Below are 16,688 nucleotides of genomic sequence, written 5' to 3'. Positions count from 1 at the left end.
AATCAGCTCTCCGGCGCAGCGTGCGGGTCATCGGGGGTCTGCCCCGGGATCTTCTCGCCGCGTAAGTAAAGGAGCGCCTCCAGCAGGAACTGCAGGCAGAAGGCAAAGAGGCCGAGCGCAATCACCGAATAGAACGGCCACATCAGCGGCGCCCAGGGGCTGACGGTTTCCACCTCGCCGGTCTGAAACGCCTTCAGCGCCTTGGACGCGGCGACCCAGGTCAGCGCGCCGGTGATCGGCGCCATCAGCAGCACATAGACTGCGGCATTCAGCAGCTGCTGGACCCGCAGCGGGAACTTCTGCGACAGGAAGTCGATCCGCACATGCGCCTCTTTGCGCAGCGAGTAGGCGGCGCCCAGGAACACGATGGAGCCGTTCAGCATATAGGAAATGTCAAAGGCCCAGAGCGTCGGAGCGCCAAAGACGTAGCGGGCGGCGACCTCATAAAGCATGGCCGCGATCATGGCGAGGATGGTCAGCTGGCCAGCCGCGCCCAAGAGGGTGGACAGCCCCTCAACGCCGGTTCTGAAGAAATGCATGGAAACCTCCGGGCAGGGAGGCGCGGGCCGGAGATCCCGGCCCGCGCAAAGGGTCATTCAGCGGCGTCACGCACCAGGTAAACGGAGTTTTCAGCCCAGCTGGCCTGGTAGGCGAGGTAGCTGTCCAGGACTTCCTGCATGCGGGCATTGCCGCCCTCGGACAGTTCCGCAGCACGGGCGCGCGCCCAGTTGCGGCCCGCTTCGCGCAGTTTCTCGGATTCCGCATGCTCCATCTGGACCATCTGCACCTTGGTCTTGCGGTAGTCGGCCATCGCCTTGATGTCGGCATCGCCAAAGCGGGTGTAGCCTTCATAGGTCGACAGGCGCGCGGAGGCTTCAATCAGCCCCTGCAGGTCTGCGGGCAGCGCGTCCCAGGTTTCGGCCTTGACGAAGACTTCCCACAGAAAGGACGGCTGGTGCACGCCGGGCATGATCATGTAGGGCGCAACCTCGTGGAAGCCTTCTGAGAAATTGGCGCCGGGGGTGGACCATTCGATGGCATCCACGCCCTTGCGCTGCAGCAGGGTGTAGATTTCGTTGCCGGGCACCACGGTGGGCACCCCGCCGAAATCATCTTTCATCACAGCGGCAAAGGCGCCGGAGGTGCGGTATTTCACGCCCTTCAGATCCTCGACGGTTTTGATCTCGACGTTGGAATGCGCCATGATTTCGGAGGTGCCGATGCCGACGACCAGGCTGTGCAGCCCCATCTCCTCGCGGCGGAAGTCCTGCAGCATCTTCTCGCCGCCGCCCTCGTAGATCCAGTGCAGGGTGGCCTCGGGCGACATGCCGCCGGGGAAGGAGGCAAAGATCGCGTTGGTCGGGTCCTGGTTCACCAGATAGGAGGGGGTGGAATGGCCGGCCTCGACGATGCCTTCCTGCACCGCTTCATGCGCCTTGAAGGCGGGCACCAGAACGCCGGCGCCGAAGGGCTGGATCTCAACCCTTCCTTGCGTCAGGGTTTCGACGTTGCCGGCAAAACGCTCCATGAAGTTCTGGTAGAGGAAGGAGCCTTCGCCGACGGCGGCGGTCATCTTCCATTCGACCTCTGCCGCTGTTGCCGCGGTTGCCATGGCCAGGCTGAACCCGGCTGCGATTGCGGATGTGAATTTCATGTTAGGGACCTCTCTTCTGCTGGAATGCGGCCCGGCTTGTTTCTCCCGGGCCTTGGTTGAAAACGTTCAGGCGGCGGCTTCCCCGCTGCTGGAGATGCCGCCGCGGAAGGGATCATCGGGGCTGAAGAACAGCTTGCCCTCGCCCATCACAAAGGCCTGGCCGCTGAGGGTGGGGATCACCCCGCCATCCGTGCCCGGCTGATAGGACAGGCGGTAGGGGGAGCCGATGATGCTTTCCTGGATGATCTCCTCTCCCGGCTGCAGCCGTCCCGCTGCCGCCAGGCAGGCCAGCCGGGCGGAACTGCCGGTGCCGCAGGGGGAGCGGTCATATGTGTCGTCCGGGCACAGCACGAAGTTGCGGCTGTGGATGCCGTCGCGGGGGGAGGGGCCTTGGAAGATCACATGGTCGATTGTCTCGCCGTTTTCGCCGCCCACGCCCTGGGCATTGGCGGCAGTGCGGATGGCGATGGCGTGATCGGTCAGGGCGCGGATGTTTTCCCGGCGAAGGGGCAGCGGGCTGGGCTCAATGATGAAGAACCAGTTGCCGCCATAGGCGACATCGCCGGTCACTGTGCTGCCGTCGGGCAGGATGACCTTGGCCGCGGCGGTGACGCGGCGGCTTTCGATGTTGGTGACGGTGACAGTGTTGGCATCCTCCAGCAGCACCGTCACCACGCCCACGGGGGTTTCGATGCGGTGGCTGCCGGGGGTGATCAGGCCCAGATGAGCCAGGGTCACTGCCAGCCCGATGGTGCCATGGCCGCACATGCCCAGCACCGCATCGGCGTCAAAGTAAATGACTCCGGCGGCGCAGCTGGGATCGGTCGGATGCACCAGAAGCGCGCCGACCATGGCGGGCTGGCCGCGCGGCTCGCGCATCACGGCGTGGCAGAAGCCCATATGCTCCTCCGCCAGCCGCCGCGCGCGTTCTGCCAGCGGGCCGGTGCCCAGATCGGGACCGCCCTCCAGGATTACCCGGGTGGGTTCTCCTCCGGTATGGCTGTCGACTACATGCATTCGGCGATGATCCCGCCCTGCGCCGACCAGTCTGCGAACCAGGTGCGGAACAGCTTGTACTGCTGTTCGCAATAGTTGCGCTGGGCGTCCGACAGTTCGTCAGTCTCGTTGAAGTGCAGGCGGTAGTCGTCCTCGCCGTTCAGAACCAGCAGATGCTTGTAGTAGAGGATCAGGTCCGGGCCTTCGTCGAAGGTGGACAGCACGTGGATGGCGTCGGTCAGCTCCTGCGCGCGGACGCGGGCCTCGGCGCTGCCCTCGGCGGCCAGTTTCGACAGGCGCGCCAGCAGCAGCGCTTCCCGCGGCAGGGCGCAGCCGATGCCGGTGATGGAGCCGGTGGCGCCGCAGTTGACAAACCCGTGGTAGACCTCAGTGTCGACACCCACCATCAGCGTCACCTGGTCGTCCTGGCAAGTGATGTGTTCAGCCGCATAGCGCAGGTCGTCCTTGCCGCCGAACTCCTTGAAGCCGATCAGGTTCTTGTGCTCGGCCCGCAGGGCAAAGAACAGGTCGGCGCGGGTGGCAAAACCGTAATAGGGGCTGTTGTAGATGATTGCCGGGACGTCCGGTGCGGCGTCCAGAATGGCCTTGAAGTGGTTCTTTTGCGCCGCAACAGAGGTGCCGCGGGACAGCACGCGCGGGATCACCATCAGGCCGGCCGCGCCGACCTCCTGCGCGTGGCGGGCGTGATCGACGGCGGATTTGGTGTTGATCGCACCGGTGCCGACGACAACCGGCAGCCCGGCGGCGGCCAACCGGGCGACGCCCTCCATCCGCTGTTCGTCGGTCAGCAGCGGCCAGTCGCCCATCGAGCCGCAGTAGACCACCGCCGACATGCCCGCCGCGATCATCTCCTCGCCCTTTTTGACCAGCGCGTCGAAGTTCGGCGTGCGGTCCGGGTTGCAGGGGGTCATCAGGGCCGGCATGGTGCCGGTGAAGACGTTTGTAGACATTATCCAGTTTCTCCAGTTAGGGGCAGGGTGCTGCTGGGAGGCACGGCAGCCTGCGGGGGAAGGGGTCAGCGCACGTTGGCGAGGAATTTGCGGGTGTGTTCGGACTGGGCATCGCCGAAGATCTGGGCGGGCGGTCCGATCTCCTCCATCACGCCCTGATGGAAGAAGGCCACCCGGTCGGAGACATCACGGGCAAAGCCCATCTCGTGGGTGACGCAGATCATCGTCATGCCCTCATCTGCAAGCAGGCGCATGGTATCCAGCACCTCACCCACCAGTTCGGGGTCAAGGGCAGAGGTCGCCTCGTCAAACAGCATGTATTCCGGCTCCATCGCCAGCGCGCGGGCAATGGCGAGCCGTTGCTGCTGGCCGCCGGAGAGGGCGCCGGGGTAGACGTTCAGCTTCTCGCCCAGCCCCACATGCTGCAACTGTCTGGCGGCAATGTCGCGGGCCTCGGCCTTGGATTCGCCTTTGACGATGCGGGGTGCCAGGGCCACGTTTTCCAGCGCGGTCAGATGCGGAAAGGAATTCCACTGCTGGAACACCATGCCCAGCTTCTGGCGCAGCTTGTTGATGTCGGTGCCCTTGGCGTGCACATCGGTGCCATCGACGGTGACTGCCCCGTCCTGGATCGCTTCCAGACCGTTGATGCAATAAAGCAGCGTTGATTTGCCGGAGCCGGAGGCGCCGATGACAGAGAGCACCTCGCCCTTCTGCACATCCAGGTCGATGCCTTTCAGAACGTGCAGAGCGCCGAAAAACTTGTGAAGGTCGCGGATGGAAATCATTGGGCCCACCTGTTTTCAAGATGTGTGGCGTAGCGGGAGACCGGATAGGACAGCGCGAAATAGAAGGCGCCGGCCAAGGTCAGGATCAGGAACGGCTCCTGGGTGCGGGTGATCAGGATCTGGCTGGCCTTCAAGAGCTCGACATAGCCAAGCACCGAGACCAGCGCGCTGTCCTTCATCACCCCCAGCGCAACGCCGACCCAGGAGGGGAACACCGCCCGCCCGCCAATCGGCAGCACCACATGGCGCAGGTCCTGCCAATAGCTCATGCCAAGGCTGCGCGCGGCGCGGCGCATCGGGGCGCCCACCGCCTCAATCCCGCCGCGGGCCACATTGGCCACCAGCGCCGCGGTATAGACGGTCAGAATCACAGTGCCGGAGGCAAAGGGATCAAGGTTCAGCCCGACGATTGGGGCGAAATTGTAAAACAGCACCAGCTGGATGATCAGCGGCACGGAGCGGAACACGTCCAGCACCGGCGCCAGCGTCAGGGTCGCAGTACGGCGGCCCTCGTACAGCATCCAGCCGAACAGGGTGCCCAGCACCGTTCCAAGCGAGATCGACAGGACGGAAATCCACAGCGTGCGCAGCGCCGCCTCGCCCATGAACCAGAGGTCATTGGGGGCAAAGCCGCTGAAAAACTTGAGTGTCGGTTCCATGCGTATCCCCCTCAGTACCGGAACAGCCGGGCGGCCATCAGCCGCGAGCTGAGCAGGATCACCTTGACGATGGCGTAGTAGATCACCGCCGTGACCGCGAAATATTCAAAGATGCGGAAGGTGCGGGAGGCAAAGAACTGCGTTTCGCCAGACAGCTCGCGGAAACCCACCAGCATTCCCAGCGAGGACATCAGCACCGCCCAGACCATCTGGTTGGTGATCGGGTGATAGACGATGCGGAACACCTGCGGGATCACCACGCGGCTGTAGGCCTGCCACGGCGTCATCCCAAGGCTGCGGGAGGCGCGGATCTGGGTCTCCGGCACCGCCTTGAAGCCGCCGCGGAAGTTCTCCGCCAGATAGCCCGCGCAGTTGAAGGTCAGCCCCGCCAGCACGATCAGATAAGGTGAGAGGTGCAGCCCGAAGGCGCCGAGGCCGAAGCCGAAGAAGAACAGCTGGAACAGCGCCGGCGTGTTGCGGGCCAGCTCCACCCAGGCGGTGGCGAACCAGTAGACCGGACCCTTGAGGTGCAGCCGCGCCAGCGCCAGGCAGAGGCCGATCACGATGCCTAGCACCATCGCCAGCACTGCCACCTGCAGCGTCAGGGAGGCCGCCTCCAGCAGATCCGGCAGGCTTTTCATCACCGGCCGCCAGTGAAAATTATAGTCGAACATGCGGGGTTATGCTCCCTGGCCCCTGCCAGCCGCCAGGAGAGTGCGGCTGGCAGGGGCGGGTTTCTTCGTTGGGTCAGTACAGCACGCCGGGGATGCGCAGCTCAGGCGCGTCGCCGCCGACGTATTTGCTCCACAGTTCCGCATAGCGGCCCGAGCGCACCTGATGGGTCACAAACAGGTTCAGGAAGTTGATCCAGGTGACATCTTCGCGCTTGCCAACGACCGAAGTGTAGTCGGTGGTCCAGGGCATCCGCGGGCCGGCTGCCAGGGTCTCATACTGCTGGGTCACCGGCAGTACTGCGGTATTGGTGGTCAGGCCAATGTCTGCCTTGCCCTGCGCCACCGCCAGGAACACCTCGTTCTCGGACTGGTAGCCCTGGTAGTTGCCCTCTTCGCCCCATTCGGCGGCGATCTTCAGCCATTCCTGCTCCGGCACGGTGCCGATGGCGCCGGCCACCCGCTTGCCCTTGATGTCCTCAAAGCTCTTGATGCCGCTTTCGGTGTTCACGACGCCCTGGGCGAAATAGATCGCATAGGGAATGGTGAAGCCGACGGTGCGCGCCCGCGCCAGGCTGTCGGAGGTGGCGCCGAACACCACGTCTGCGCGGCCCGTCACGATGGCGGGCAGGCGTTCGGCCCAGGTGACCGGCAGAATTTCGGCATCAACCTCCAGCGCCGCTGCCAGATCGTTGCAGTAATCAACGTCAAAGCCTGCCGGTTCGTTGTTGGCATCGCGGTAGCCGATCGGTGGGAAATCCAGCACCACGCCGCAGCGCAGGGTGCCGCGGTCCACCACATCATCCAGCGTATCGGCAAGGGCAGGTGCCAAGGGCACAAGGGCAAGCGCCGCAGCCGCGGCCAGCGATTTGAACATGAGATCCTCCTGTCGGTGTGTTGTTGTGGAGAATCAGATACAGGATAATGGATACAAAATCCACAAATATGTAAAAAGACCCGCCGAGGCAAGGGGAGGCGGATCAAAGGGCGCTGTAAATCAGGAGCTTAGGGGCGCTCGCCTGCGCGCATTCTGGCCTCGGTTCCGGTCCGGTCAGCCGAGATTTTGTCGAGGAATCCTGTCATCGCATCCGGGTCAGGGTTGTGTCGGCCGCTCCACAGGGCGATTTCGATCAGCACCGGCGCCAGATCGCGGCCCTTTTGTGTCAGCTCATAAACAAAGCTGCGGCCGCTGTCCGGGTCTTTCTTCTTGGTGACAATGCCTGCCTGCTCCAGCTGCTTCAGCCGCTGCGCCAGGATGTTGGTTGAGATCCCCTCCCAGCCCGCCAGCAATTCGCCATAGGTCCGGGCGCCTTTCACCGCCATGTCGCGGATCACCAGGAGGCTCCACCGGTCACCGAAAATGTCCAGCGCATAGGCGACGGGACAGCCGGAGTCATATTTGCTGCGCGATTGGGTCATGGGTCCTGCGTACAATTTTTACTTGCGATATGCAAGTGTTCGTGCGAGCTATTGAATCACTTGCAAAGCGCAAGCAATTAGGAGTGACCATGACAAACAAGCCAAGGACCGCGGATTTCCGCGAACGATCGCGGCTGTCCCGCCGCCAGCTGCTGGCCGCGTCTGCGGGCGCGCTGCTGCTGCCCTCCCTTCCCAAAGCACAGGAAACCGCCATGACCCCCAAAGCCTTTGTTTACACCGAAGTTGCCATTTCCGTTCCGTTCGGGCAGGCGCCCTGGCAGGAGATCAACGAGGCGATCCGGCAGCAGCCCGGGTTCTTGAACAAGACCTGGCTGTCAGGCCACGGCAACAATTCGCTGGGCGGTTTCTATAGCTTTGACAGCATTGAAAACGCGCGGAAATTCGTGACCGGCTATTTCCCGTCGGAGCCGCGGGCCTTTGGCGTGGCGCATAACACGCGGGTGTTTGATGCCGAAGCCACCGAGGCCGCCAGCCGGGACATGGGCGCGGTGCACTACGGCGGAGCAGGCACAGCACCCGGCGCCTTTGTTTATACTGAACTGCAATTGTCGGTGCCCTTTGAGGACGCGCCCTGGCAGGCCCGCAATAAGGCGCTGAAGATGCTTCCAGGGCTGCAGAACAAGGTCTGGCTGAGCGGGCTGCAGACCCGGACGCTGGGCGGGTTGGATGCCTTTGAGACGCTGGACCACGCGCTGGATTTTGCAGTGAACATGTTCCCGGAAACCGCGGCAGAACTGGGCTGCGCCTTCTATACGCGGGTGTTTGATGCTGCGGTCACCGAGGCCGCCAGCCGGGACATGAACTCGCCCTATTACATCCCGGCAGCCTAGCGCCTGGAGGTGCGGCGCCGGTGCTGTTTGACAATGTCCAGGCTGCTGCGGTTGTACGCGGCGGCCTGGTCAGGCGCACGCACTGGCGGGACCGCACCGGGCCGGCGCCGCGCCGCTAGGGTTTTGTTAGGGGTGGCTGCCTATTGGAGGAAGGAGATGGCCCGGAATCAAAGGACCCCAATCACTATGCCAGTCTTCTTCTACCGTTTGCCGGTGCGGATCTACGCACTGGCCGCAATGGCGGTTTGCCTGTTTGCCCTGCTGACCGTCTTCCTGCTGGTTCGCGCAAACAACGATGAATACGTCAGCCGTGAACGTGAGCTGCATCAAATCACGGACATGGCCTTCAGCCAGCTGGATGCACTGCAGCGCCAAGTCGCGGACGGCCAGCTGGAGGAAGCAGCGGCCCGCGAGATGGGCCGCACGGTTCTGGAGACCTTGAGGTTCGGCACCGCCGGCGACTTTCATGCCTTTGATTTCGATCTGGTCATCACCGCAAATGCCTTTCTGCCGGAATGGGTCGGCACGCGCCAGCCCGGCCTGACGGATGAAAACGGGGTCAGGATCTATCAGGAGATGCTCAAGATCGCCGAGGCGGATGGCCAGGGCTCTCTGATTTACCACTTTGCCAACGCAAGCACTGGCGTGATCGAGGCCAAGATGGGCTATATCCGGGTCTATGAACCCTGGGGCTGGATCATCGGCACCGGCGCCTATGTGTCGGATATCGAGGCCAAGGTGCAGGAAAACATCCTCACAACCGGGACAGGTCTGCTTGTGACCCTGGCGGTTCTGATGGCGGGCGCCACCCTGATCACCCGCAGTGTCACCGGGCCGGTTGGCGCCTTGCGCGGGCGTATGCAGTCGATGGCGGACGGCGATACCGCAAGCGCCATTCCGGCCACCGCAAGCAAAAGCGAAATCGGCGAGATGGCACGCACCCTGGATGTGTTCCGCCAGGCGCTGATCCGCCAGCAGGAGCTGGAAGACGCGGAGCATGCGCTGAACGAGAAGCGCAGCAAGGTGGTGGCGGCGCTCAGCAGCAAGCTGTCGGCGCTGTCGCAGGGCGACCTGACCGCGCAGATCACCGAGACCTTCCCGCAGGATTACGAGCAGCTGCGCCAGGACTTCAACACCACGGCGCAAAATCTCAGCGCCACGGTGGAGCAGGTGATTGCTGCCGCCGCCAGCATCCGCAATGGCGCCTCCGAGATCAGCCAGGCTTCCGACGACCTGTCGCACCGCACGGAAAGCCAGGCGGCGACGCTGGAACAGACCGCGGCGGCGCTGGATGAGCTGACGGCCTCGGTGAAATCCGCCGCTGAAGGCGCCCGCAGCGTCGAGGCGACGATGGAAGACGCCAAGCAAGAGGCCCGCAACAGCGGCGAGGTGGTGCAGAGCGCGGTCTCGGCGATGACCGAGATCGAGGAAAGCTCCAACAAGATCAGCCAGATCATCTCGGTGATCGACGACATCGCCTTCCAGACCAACCTGCTGGCGCTCAACGCCGGCGTCGAGGCGGCGCGGGCCGGCGAGGCAGGCCGCGGCTTTGCGGTGGTTGCGAGCGAGGTGCGGGCGCTGGCGCAGCGGTCGTCGGACGCGGCGATGGAGATCAAGACGCTGATTTCCGACAGCTCCGGCCAGGTGGCCCGCGGGGTGGATCTGGTGGGCAAGGCGGGCGACGCGCTGCAAAGCATCGTCAGCCAGGTCACCCATATCTCGCAGCTGGTCTCCGGCATTGCCGAGGGCGCGGCGGAGCAGTCCACCGGCCTGAATGAAATCAACACCGGCGTCACCCAGCTGGATCAGGTCACGCAGCAGAATGCGGCGATGGTCGAGGAAGCGACGGCCGCGGGCCATTTGCTGAAGACCGACGCGGGCAAGCTGGCTGAACTGGTGGCCCACTTCAAGACCAAAGGCGGCAGCGCAGCGGCGGCCCCGGCGGCCCCGGCGAAGCCCGCTGCCGCTCCGGCCCCGGCGCCAACCGCGCATGGCAGCGATGACTGGGACATGCAGCCCGCACCGCGGCCTGCCGCGGTGGCGGACAGCGGCAATGCCGCCCGGGATCTGTGGCAGGATTTCTAAGCCGGAACAGGCCGTTGCAGACAAAAACGCCCGGGGAGAAATCTCCGGGTGCTTGCATCTTGCGGGGGATGGGGCGGGCGCTGTTTGGCAGACGGAAGACGGTTCAATCAAAATGCGGCAAAAAACCCGGGCAATACGGCGTGAAAGTGCGGGCGGGGCTTGCCGGGGTAGGGGTTTGTTAGAAACTGCAGCCTAAACAGACAGGCAATAGACCTGCAAAGAAGGCTCTGAATACATGTCTAGAATACCCGCTTTTCTCTACCGCTTGCCTGTCCGTATCTACGCACTTTCGGCGCTTGCGCTGTCGCTGATGGCGCTGCTGACCTTTCTGCTGCTCTCGCAGTCCGTAAAAAATGCATATGAGATGCGCTATACGGAGCTGCACAATGTCACCGACACGGCCGTCAGCCTGCTGCGCGACCTGGAGGAAGGGGTTCAGTCCGGCCGCTTCACGGTGGAGGAGGCGCGTGACATCGGCCGCGAGCGGCTGACGGCGCTGCGGTTTGGCGAATCGGGGTATGTCTTTGTCTTCGACCACGACCTGGTGGTTCAGGCGCACCCGGTTGTGCCGGACTGGGTTGGCACCAACCAGGGCGCTTATGAGGATGTGACCGGCATCAAGGTGTTCCAGGAGCTGGAGAAGATCGCTGCCTCCAAGGGGGCAGGGGAACTGACCTATTATTTCAAGAAACCTGATTCTGAGGTGATGGAAGCCAAGATCGGCTATGTGCAGGCTTATAAGCCCTGGGGCTGGATCATCGGCACCGGCGCCTATGTGTCAGATATCGAGGCTGATGTTGCGCTGATGCGCAACGAGGCGCTGATTGTGCTCGGCATCAGCCTGGTGGCGCTGATGGTTGCCGCCTATTTCATCACCCGCAGCGTGACCGGCCCGTTGACCGGTCTGAAGAACCGGATGCAGACGATGGCCGATGGCGACACCAGCAGCGAAATCCCCTCGGCAGAGGCGCGCAGCGAACTGGGGGAAATCGCCCGGAGCGTGGATGTGTTCCGCCAGGCGCTGATCCGCCAGCAGGAGCTGGAAGACGCGGAGCATGCGCTGAACGAGAAGCGCAGCAAGGTGGTGGCGGCGCTCAGCAGCAAGCTGTCGGCGCTGTCGCAGGGCGACCTGACGGCGCAGATCACCGAGACCTTCCCGCAGGATTACGAGCAGCTGCGCCAGGACTTCAACACCACGGCGCAAAATCTCAGCGCCACGGTGGAGCAGGTGATTGCTGCCGCCAGCAGCATCCGCAATGGCGCCTCCGAGATCAGCCAGGCTTCCGACGACCTGTCGCACCGCACCGAAAGCCAGGCGGCGACGCTGGAGCAGACCGCCGCGGCGCTGGATGAGCTGACGGCCTCGGTGAAATCCGCCGCCGAAGGCGCCCGCAGCGTCGAGGCGACGATGGAAGACGCCAAGCAGGAGGCCCGCAACAGCGGCGAGGTGGTGCAGAGCGCGGTCTCGGCGATGACCGAGATCGAGGAAAGCTCCAACAAGATCAGCCAGATCATCTCGGTGATCGACGACATCGCCTTCCAGACCAACCTCTTGGCGCTCAACGCCGGCGTCGAGGCGGCGCGGGCCGGCGAGGCAGGCCGCGGCTTTGCGGTGGTTGCGAGCGAGGTGCGGGCGCTGGCGCAGCGGTCGTCGGACGCGGCGATGGAGATCAAGACGCTGATTTCCGACAGCTCCGGCCAGGTGGCCCGCGGGGTGGATCTGGTGGGCAAGGCGGGCGACGCGCTGCAAAGCATCGTCAGCCAGGTCACCCATATCTCGCAGCTGGTCTCCGGCATTGCCGAGGGCGCGGCGGAGCAGTCCACCGGCCTGAATGAAATCAACACCGGCGTCACCCAGCTGGATCAGGTCACGCAGCAGAATGCGGCGATGGTCGAGGAAGCGACGGCCGCGGGCCATTTGCTGAAGACCGACGCGGGCAAGCTGGCTGAACTGGTGGCCCACTTCAAGACCAAAGGCGGCAGCGCAGCGGCGGCCCCGGCGGCCCCGGCGAAGCCCGCTGCCGCTCCGGCCCCGGCGCCAACCGCGCATGGCAGCGATGACTGGGACATGCAGCCCGCACCGCGGCCTGCCGCGGTGGCGGACAGCGGCAATGCCGCCCGGGATCTGTGGCAGGATTTCTAAGCCGGAACAGGCCGTTGCAGAAAAAACGCCCGGGGAGAAATCCCCGGGCGTTTTCCGTTTCAATCCATCCGGAGCGGATCAGCCGATGATGGCGTTCAGCGCCGGGCTGGGGCGCATCACCTTGGCTTTCAGCTCCACGCTTGGGCGGTAGTAGCCGCCGATGTCGGCGGGCTCACCTTGGGCAGCGGCCAGTTCGCTAATGATCTGTTCTTCCTTGGCGCCCAGTTCCTCGGCGATGGGGGCGAAATGCGCCGCCAGTTCCGCGTCCTCGGTCTGGGCTGCCAGGGCCTCGGCCCAGTAGCGGGCAAACCAGTAGTGGCTGTCGCGGTTGTCGGGCTGGCCCGCCTTGCGCGAGGGGGAGCGGTTGTGGTCAAGGATGCCCTGGGTTGCGTCCTCAGCCGCGCGGCCCAGCACGCCGGCCTTGGCGTTGCCTTTGACGTCGGCCAGGAAGTTCAGCGACTCGCCGAGGGCGCAGAATTCACCCATCGAGTCCCAGCGCAGGTGGTTTTCCTCGACCAGCTGCTGCACGTGCTTGGGCGCAGAGCCGCCCGCGCCGGTTTCAAACAGCCCGCCGCCCTGCATCAGCTTGACGATCGACAGCATCTTGGCCGAGGTGCCCAGCTCCAGGATCGGGAACAGATCGGTCAGGTAGTCGCGCAGCACGTTGCCGGTGATGGCGATGCTGTCCTTGCCTGCGGTGATGGTCTCCAGCGACTGGCGGGTGGCTTCGCGCGGCGCCAGGATCTGGAACTTGTCCGCAACGCCGGCCGCCTCGAGCGCGGGCTGAACATATTTGATCAGCTCCGCGTCATGGGCGCGGTTTGCGTCCAGCCAGAAGATCGCTTCGGAGCCGGTCAGGCGCTGGCGGTCCATCGCCAGCAGGATCCAGTTCTCGATCGGGGCTTTCTTGACGGTGCAGGACCGCCATATGTCGCCGGTTTCCACGTCATGGGAATGCAGCGTCTTGCCGTTTGCCAGAACGATACGGATGGTGCCGTCGGCGGGCGCCTCAAACGTGGTCGGGTGGGAGCCGTATTCCTCGGCCTTCTGGGCCATCAGGCCAACGTTGGCGACCGCGCCCGCGGTGGTCACGTCCAGCGCGCCATTGGCTTTGAAGAAGCTGATGGTCTCGTCATAGACGGATGCATAGCAGCGGTCGGGGATCACGCAGTTGGTGTCGCCCTTGTTGCCGTCCTGGTCCCAGCCTTTGCCGCCGGCGCGGATCACCGCAGGCATGGAGGCGTCGATGATCACGTCGGAGGGCACATGCAGGTTGGTGATGCCCTTGTCGCTGTCCACCATGTACATGTCGGGGCGGTCAGCGCGCACCGCTTCGATGGCGGCGGTGATTTCGGCGTTGCCTTTGACGCGTTCCAGCAGGTCGCCCATGCCGGAGTTCGGGTTCACACCCAGCGCGTCCAGCTCAGCGCCGTATTTCTCGAACACCGGTGCCAGCCAGGCCTTGACCGCGTGGCCGAAGATGATCGGGTCGGAGACCTTCATCATGGTGGCCTTCATGTGCAGCGAGAACATGGTGCCGTCAGCCTTGGTGTCGGCAATCGCTTCGCCGAGGAAGGACGACAGCGCCTTCACCGACATGAAGGTGGCGTCGGCCACGGTGCCCTCTTCCAGCGGCCAGCCGTCTTTCAGCACGGTGACGGCGCCGTCCTTGGCCACGAACTCGATCCGGGCGGCACCGGCCTGGGCGGCGGTGATGGTCGCGGATTTCTCGTTGGCATAGAAATCGTTGCCGGGCATCGAGGACACTTTGGTCTTGCTGTCTGCCGACCATTCGCCCATCGAATGCGGGTTCTTCTGGGCAAAGTTCTTCACGGCCTTGGCAGCGCGGCGGTCGGAGTTGCCTTCGCGCAGGACCGGGTTCACCGCGGAGCCTTTGATGGCGTCATAACGGGCGCGCACGCCTTTCTCGGCATCGGTCCTGGGCTCTTCCGGGTAGTCCGGAAGGGCATAGCCCTGGGCCTGCAGTTCCTTGATGGCCGCGGTCAGCTGCGGCACCGAGGCGGAGATGTTCGGCAGCTTGATCACATTGGCGTCCGGGGTCTTCACCAGTTCGCCCAGCTCTGCCAGGTCGTCGCTCTGGCGCTGTGCGTCAGACAGGTTTTCCGGGAAGGCGGCGATGATGCGCCCCGCAAGCGAGATATCCTTGGTGCCGACGGTGACACCGGCGGCAGACGCGAACTTGCGGATGATCGGCAGGAAGGATGCCGAGGCCAGTTCGGGCGCTTCGTCTACAATGGTATACAATATGTCCGGGGTTTGATTTTCTGCCATGTTCCACAACCTTTCAGCGATCTCGGAGGCGTTTATGACGTCAGCAGGGCCAGGCCCGTGCCGGGGGTTATTCCAGTTATGTTCCAGCGCAGCCTGACGGGGGCGGGAACGGGCTTGGGAAGCCATTGATATGGTCCCCATGTAGAACAGGATTGCTGCAGGTGCAATGGTGCGGTGCCAGGGAAGCCCGCGCAGATTGCCGCGGCAGCGGGGAGGGGCGCTGCCCCGCAGGCAAAGAAAGGGCGCGCTGCCTCGCGGGCCTGATTCAAAGAGGGGCGCTGCCCCTCTTGGGCCGCCGGCCCAATTCACCCCGGAGTATTTCTGCAAAGGTGAAAGAGCCGGGGTTACTCGCGCAGCTCGTCAGGGGCGACACCCCAGAGCTTTTTCTTCGGCGCCCAGCCGCTGTAGCCGCCTGCTGAGATCTCACACCAGTCACTGGCGCATTCGCCCAGCCGCGCCACCACGCCCAGTTCAAAGGCGGCAGTCACCGGCGCGCGGGTGTCGGGGCGGGCGTGCACGGTCAGCATGTCCTCCTCGACCAGCACGGTGCGCACGCCGGACAGAAGCGCGTAATGCACCCAGCCGCCGGCGCCGTCGCGGTCCTGCACCCTGCGCCAGTGGCCGTATTCAGCGGTGATCTCCAGCGGCATGCCGCGGCGTTTGAACACCCAGTCGATCTTGTGCGTCAGCGACGGCCCGCGGCGCACATTGCCGGTGGCCGCTTTCATCGAAACATAGCGGGGCAGGGGCAGGTTGGTGACCGGGCCGCGGGATTCGGCCGCAGAGACCGTGGCGGTCAGCACTGTCACTGCTGCCGCCGCTGCCAGATGGCGGAGTGCCATTGCCGCGTTTCTCACTGCTTGCTCGCCTCTTCGTTGCCCAGCCGGGTTATGCCCAGCCTCTTATTCCGGTCTTCCGCCCGTCTGGTTATGCCCCTGCTGCGCCCGGCAAATTCCGGGTGCACGGTCAGGGAATGCGGTTGGGTTCTTGTGCCTCTGCGCATACTGGGCCACGATGCCACGGAGGCGTGCGGAATGAAAAGCCCAAGGGAGAGCACAAGTGCCAAGAGACCGATTGAGTGTTGTCGTTACGCGACGGTTGCCGGAACCTGTGGAAACCCGGCTGAGCGAGCTGTTCGATGTGCGCCTGCGCGAGGATGACACCCCGATGACCCGAAGCGAGCTGGCGGCGGCGCTGAAGGACGCCGATGTGCTGGTGCCGACCGTCACCGATACCATTGACGCGGGCCTGCTGGGCCAGGCCGGCGAGCGGCTGAAGCTGATTGCCAACTACGGCGCCGGCGTGGATCACATCGATGTTGCCACTGCCCGCCAGCGCGGCATTCTGGTGTCGAACACCCCCGGAGTGCTGACCGATGACACCGCCGATATGACGATGGCACTGATCATGGCCGTGGTGCGCCGGATGCCCGAAGGGCTGGCGGTGATGCAGAAGGGCGACTGGCAGGGCTGGGCGCCCACCGCGTTCCTGGGCGGCCGCATTGCAGGGCGCCGTCTGGGTATCCTAGGCATGGGCCGGATCGGGCAGGCCGTGGCCAAGCGCGCCGCCGCCTTCGGGATGCAGATCCACTACCACAACCGCCGCCGCTTGCGCCCTGAGATCGAGGAGAAGCTGGAGGCCACTTACTGGGAGAGCCTCGACCAGATGGTGGCGCGGATGGATGTGATTTCCGTCAACTGCCCCTCCACTCCCTCCACCTTCCACCTGATGAACGCGCGGCGGCTGAAGCTGATGAAACCTTCGGCGGTGATCGTGAACACCTCGCGCGGCGAAGTGATCGACGAACACGCGCTGACAAGGATGCTGCGCACGGATGAGATCGCGGGCGCCGGCCTCGACGTCTATGAGCACGGCACCGACATCAACCCGCGCCTGCGCGAGCTCCCCAATGTGGTTCTGCTGCCGCATATGGGGTCCGCCACCATCGAAGGCCGGATCGAGATGGGCGAGAAGGTGCTGTTGAACATCAAGACGTTTGAAGACGGCCACCGGCCGCCGGATCAGGTTGTGCCGTCAATGCTGTGAGGCCCTTCGATCGTTTGTTCTTTTCAGGGGTCCGCATCTGGTAAATATTCCCGACTCAATTGATGAATATAGAGCAGTGTTCCGAATTTGATCTAGGAATCGGGATACTTTTC

The 16,688-nt window shown here is 64.2% G+C and carries 15 protein-coding genes; 4 read left to right on the top strand and 11 right to left on the bottom strand.

Annotation, left to right across the window (positions count from 1 at the left end):
* Nucleotides 1-2: 2 nt before the first annotated feature.
* The 9 genes from K3725_RS15800 to K3725_RS15760 form a co-directional block, all read right to left on the bottom strand.
* Nucleotides 3-539 carry a TRAP transporter small permease subunit gene (locus K3725_RS15800; RefSeq protein WP_260016241.1) on the bottom strand — a complete coding sequence of 179 codons (537 nt, stop codon included), beginning with the start codon at nucleotides 537-539 and terminating at the stop codon, nucleotides 3-5.
* Nucleotides 540-592: 53 nt separating this feature from the next.
* Nucleotides 593-1,654 (bottom strand): TRAP transporter substrate-binding protein DctP, encoded by a 1,062-nt coding sequence (gene dctP / locus K3725_RS15795; protein ID WP_260016240.1) that lies wholly within the window; start codon nucleotides 1,652-1,654, stop codon nucleotides 593-595.
* Nucleotides 1,655-1,720: 66 nt separating this feature from the next.
* Nucleotides 1,721-2,671: a proline racemase family protein gene (locus K3725_RS15790; protein WP_260016239.1), complete on the bottom strand. Its 951-nt coding sequence runs from the start codon at nucleotides 2,669-2,671 to the stop codon at nucleotides 1,721-1,723.
* Entirely contained in the window at nucleotides 2,662-3,621 is a 960-nt protein-coding gene (locus tag K3725_RS15785; protein ID WP_260016238.1) for a dihydrodipicolinate synthase family protein, read from the bottom strand. The genes K3725_RS15790 and K3725_RS15785 overlap by 10 nt, the downstream gene beginning before the upstream one ends.
* 65 nt (nucleotides 3,622-3,686) lie before the next feature.
* Nucleotides 3,687-4,409 (bottom strand): amino acid ABC transporter ATP-binding protein, encoded by a 723-nt coding sequence (locus K3725_RS15780; RefSeq protein WP_260016237.1) that lies wholly within the window; start codon nucleotides 4,407-4,409, stop codon nucleotides 3,687-3,689.
* The gene (locus K3725_RS15775) at nucleotides 4,406-5,068 is read right to left on the bottom strand and encodes an amino acid ABC transporter permease (RefSeq protein WP_260016236.1); all 663 of its coding nucleotides are present in this window, start codon (nucleotides 5,066-5,068) and stop codon (nucleotides 4,406-4,408) included. The genes K3725_RS15780 and K3725_RS15775 overlap by 4 nt, the downstream gene beginning before the upstream one ends.
* Nucleotides 5,069-5,079: 11 nt before the next feature.
* A complete protein-coding gene (locus tag K3725_RS15770) occupies nucleotides 5,080-5,742 on the bottom strand; it encodes an amino acid ABC transporter permease (RefSeq protein ID WP_065268448.1) in 663 nt (220 codons plus the stop codon).
* A 73-nt stretch (nucleotides 5,743-5,815) separates the two neighbouring features.
* Nucleotides 5,816-6,616: a transporter substrate-binding domain-containing protein gene (locus K3725_RS15765; protein ID WP_260016235.1), complete on the bottom strand. Its 801-nt coding sequence runs from the start codon at nucleotides 6,614-6,616 to the stop codon at nucleotides 5,816-5,818.
* 128 nt (nucleotides 6,617-6,744) lie between these two features.
* Nucleotides 6,745-7,158: a helix-turn-helix domain-containing protein gene (locus K3725_RS15760; RefSeq protein ID WP_260016234.1), complete on the bottom strand. Its 414-nt coding sequence runs from the start codon at nucleotides 7,156-7,158 to the stop codon at nucleotides 6,745-6,747.
* Nucleotides 7,159-7,247: 89 nt separating this feature from the next.
* Here K3725_RS15760 and K3725_RS15755 point away from each other — a divergent pair, with 89 nt between their 5' ends.
* The 3 genes from K3725_RS15755 (at nucleotide 7,248) to K3725_RS15745 (ending at nucleotide 12,237) form a co-directional block, all read left to right on the top strand.
* A complete protein-coding gene (locus tag K3725_RS15755) occupies nucleotides 7,248-8,009 on the top strand; it encodes a YdhR family protein (protein WP_260016233.1) in 762 nt (253 codons plus the stop codon).
* A gap of 186 nt (nucleotides 8,010-8,195) precedes the next feature.
* Nucleotides 8,196-10,094, top strand: coding sequence for a methyl-accepting chemotaxis protein (locus K3725_RS15750; protein WP_260016232.1), 1,899 nt, complete (start codon nucleotides 8,196-8,198; stop codon nucleotides 10,092-10,094).
* A gap of 235 nt (nucleotides 10,095-10,329) precedes the next feature.
* Nucleotides 10,330-12,237, top strand: coding sequence for a methyl-accepting chemotaxis protein (locus K3725_RS15745; protein WP_260016231.1), 1,908 nt, complete (start codon nucleotides 10,330-10,332; stop codon nucleotides 12,235-12,237).
* A 78-nt stretch (nucleotides 12,238-12,315) separates the two neighbouring features.
* Here the strand turns inward: K3725_RS15745 and K3725_RS15740 are convergent, their stop codons facing one another.
* A complete protein-coding gene (locus K3725_RS15740; protein ID WP_260016230.1) occupies nucleotides 12,316-14,529 on the bottom strand; it encodes an NADP-dependent isocitrate dehydrogenase in 2,214 nt (737 codons plus the stop codon).
* A 344-nt stretch (nucleotides 14,530-14,873) separates the two neighbouring features.
* The gene (locus K3725_RS15735) at nucleotides 14,874-15,371 is read right to left on the bottom strand and encodes an SH3 domain-containing protein (protein WP_260016229.1); all 498 of its coding nucleotides are present in this window, start codon (nucleotides 15,369-15,371) and stop codon (nucleotides 14,874-14,876) included.
* A gap of 217 nt (nucleotides 15,372-15,588) precedes the next feature.
* Between K3725_RS15735 and K3725_RS15730 the strand changes: the two genes are divergently transcribed.
* Nucleotides 15,589-16,575, top strand: a complete 987-nt coding sequence (locus K3725_RS15730; protein ID WP_260016228.1) for a D-glycerate dehydrogenase — start codon at nucleotides 15,589-15,591, stop codon at nucleotides 16,573-16,575.
* Nucleotides 16,576-16,688 lie beyond the last annotated feature (113 nt).

Origin of the sequence: Leisingera sp. S132 (assembly GCF_025144465.1) — a bacterium.
Lineage (GTDB): Bacteria > Pseudomonadota > Alphaproteobacteria > Rhodobacterales > Rhodobacteraceae > Leisingera.
The sequence above is the reverse complement of the archived record's forward strand: the minus strand, read 5'-3'. Positions and strand labels throughout refer to the sequence as shown.

What these genes read in the sequence shown, in the direction of transcription:
- K3725_RS15790 (WP_260016239.1), bottom strand. Translation starts at nt 2,671, where the DNA reads ATGCATGTAGTCGACAGCCATACCGGAGGAGAACCCACCCGGGTAATC.
- K3725_RS15740 (WP_260016230.1), bottom strand. Translation starts at nt 14,529, where the DNA reads ATGGCAGAAAATCAAACCCCGGACATATTGTATACCATTGTAGACGAA.
- K3725_RS15765 (WP_260016235.1), bottom strand. Translation starts at nt 6,616, where the DNA reads ATGTTCAAATCGCTGGCCGCGGCTGCGGCGCTTGCCCTTGTGCCCTTG.
- K3725_RS15800 (WP_260016241.1), bottom strand. Translation starts at nt 539, where the DNA reads ATGCATTTCTTCAGAACCGGCGTTGAGGGGCTGTCCACCCTCTTGGGC.
- dctP (WP_260016240.1), bottom strand. Translation starts at nt 1,654, where the DNA reads ATGAAATTCACATCCGCAATCGCAGCCGGGTTCAGCCTGGCCATGGCA.
- K3725_RS15745 (WP_260016231.1), top strand. Translation starts at nt 10,330, where the DNA reads ATGTCTAGAATACCCGCTTTTCTCTACCGCTTGCCTGTCCGTATCTAC.
- K3725_RS15780 (WP_260016237.1), bottom strand. Translation starts at nt 4,409, where the DNA reads ATGATTTCCATCCGCGACCTTCACAAGTTTTTCGGCGCTCTGCACGTT.
- K3725_RS15785 (WP_260016238.1), bottom strand. Translation starts at nt 3,621, where the DNA reads ATGTCTACAAACGTCTTCACCGGCACCATGCCGGCCCTGATGACCCCC.
- K3725_RS15750 (WP_260016232.1), top strand. Translation starts at nt 8,196, where the DNA reads ATGCCAGTCTTCTTCTACCGTTTGCCGGTGCGGATCTACGCACTGGCC.
- K3725_RS15735 (WP_260016229.1), bottom strand. Translation starts at nt 15,371, where the DNA reads ATGGCACTCCGCCATCTGGCAGCGGCGGCAGCAGTGACAGTGCTGACC.
- K3725_RS15755 (WP_260016233.1), top strand. Translation starts at nt 7,248, where the DNA reads ATGACAAACAAGCCAAGGACCGCGGATTTCCGCGAACGATCGCGGCTG.
- K3725_RS15770 (WP_065268448.1), bottom strand. Translation starts at nt 5,742, where the DNA reads ATGTTCGACTATAATTTTCACTGGCGGCCGGTGATGAAAAGCCTGCCG.
- K3725_RS15775 (WP_260016236.1), bottom strand. Translation starts at nt 5,068, where the DNA reads ATGGAACCGACACTCAAGTTTTTCAGCGGCTTTGCCCCCAATGACCTC.
- K3725_RS15760 (WP_260016234.1), bottom strand. Translation starts at nt 7,158, where the DNA reads ATGACCCAATCGCGCAGCAAATATGACTCCGGCTGTCCCGTCGCCTAT.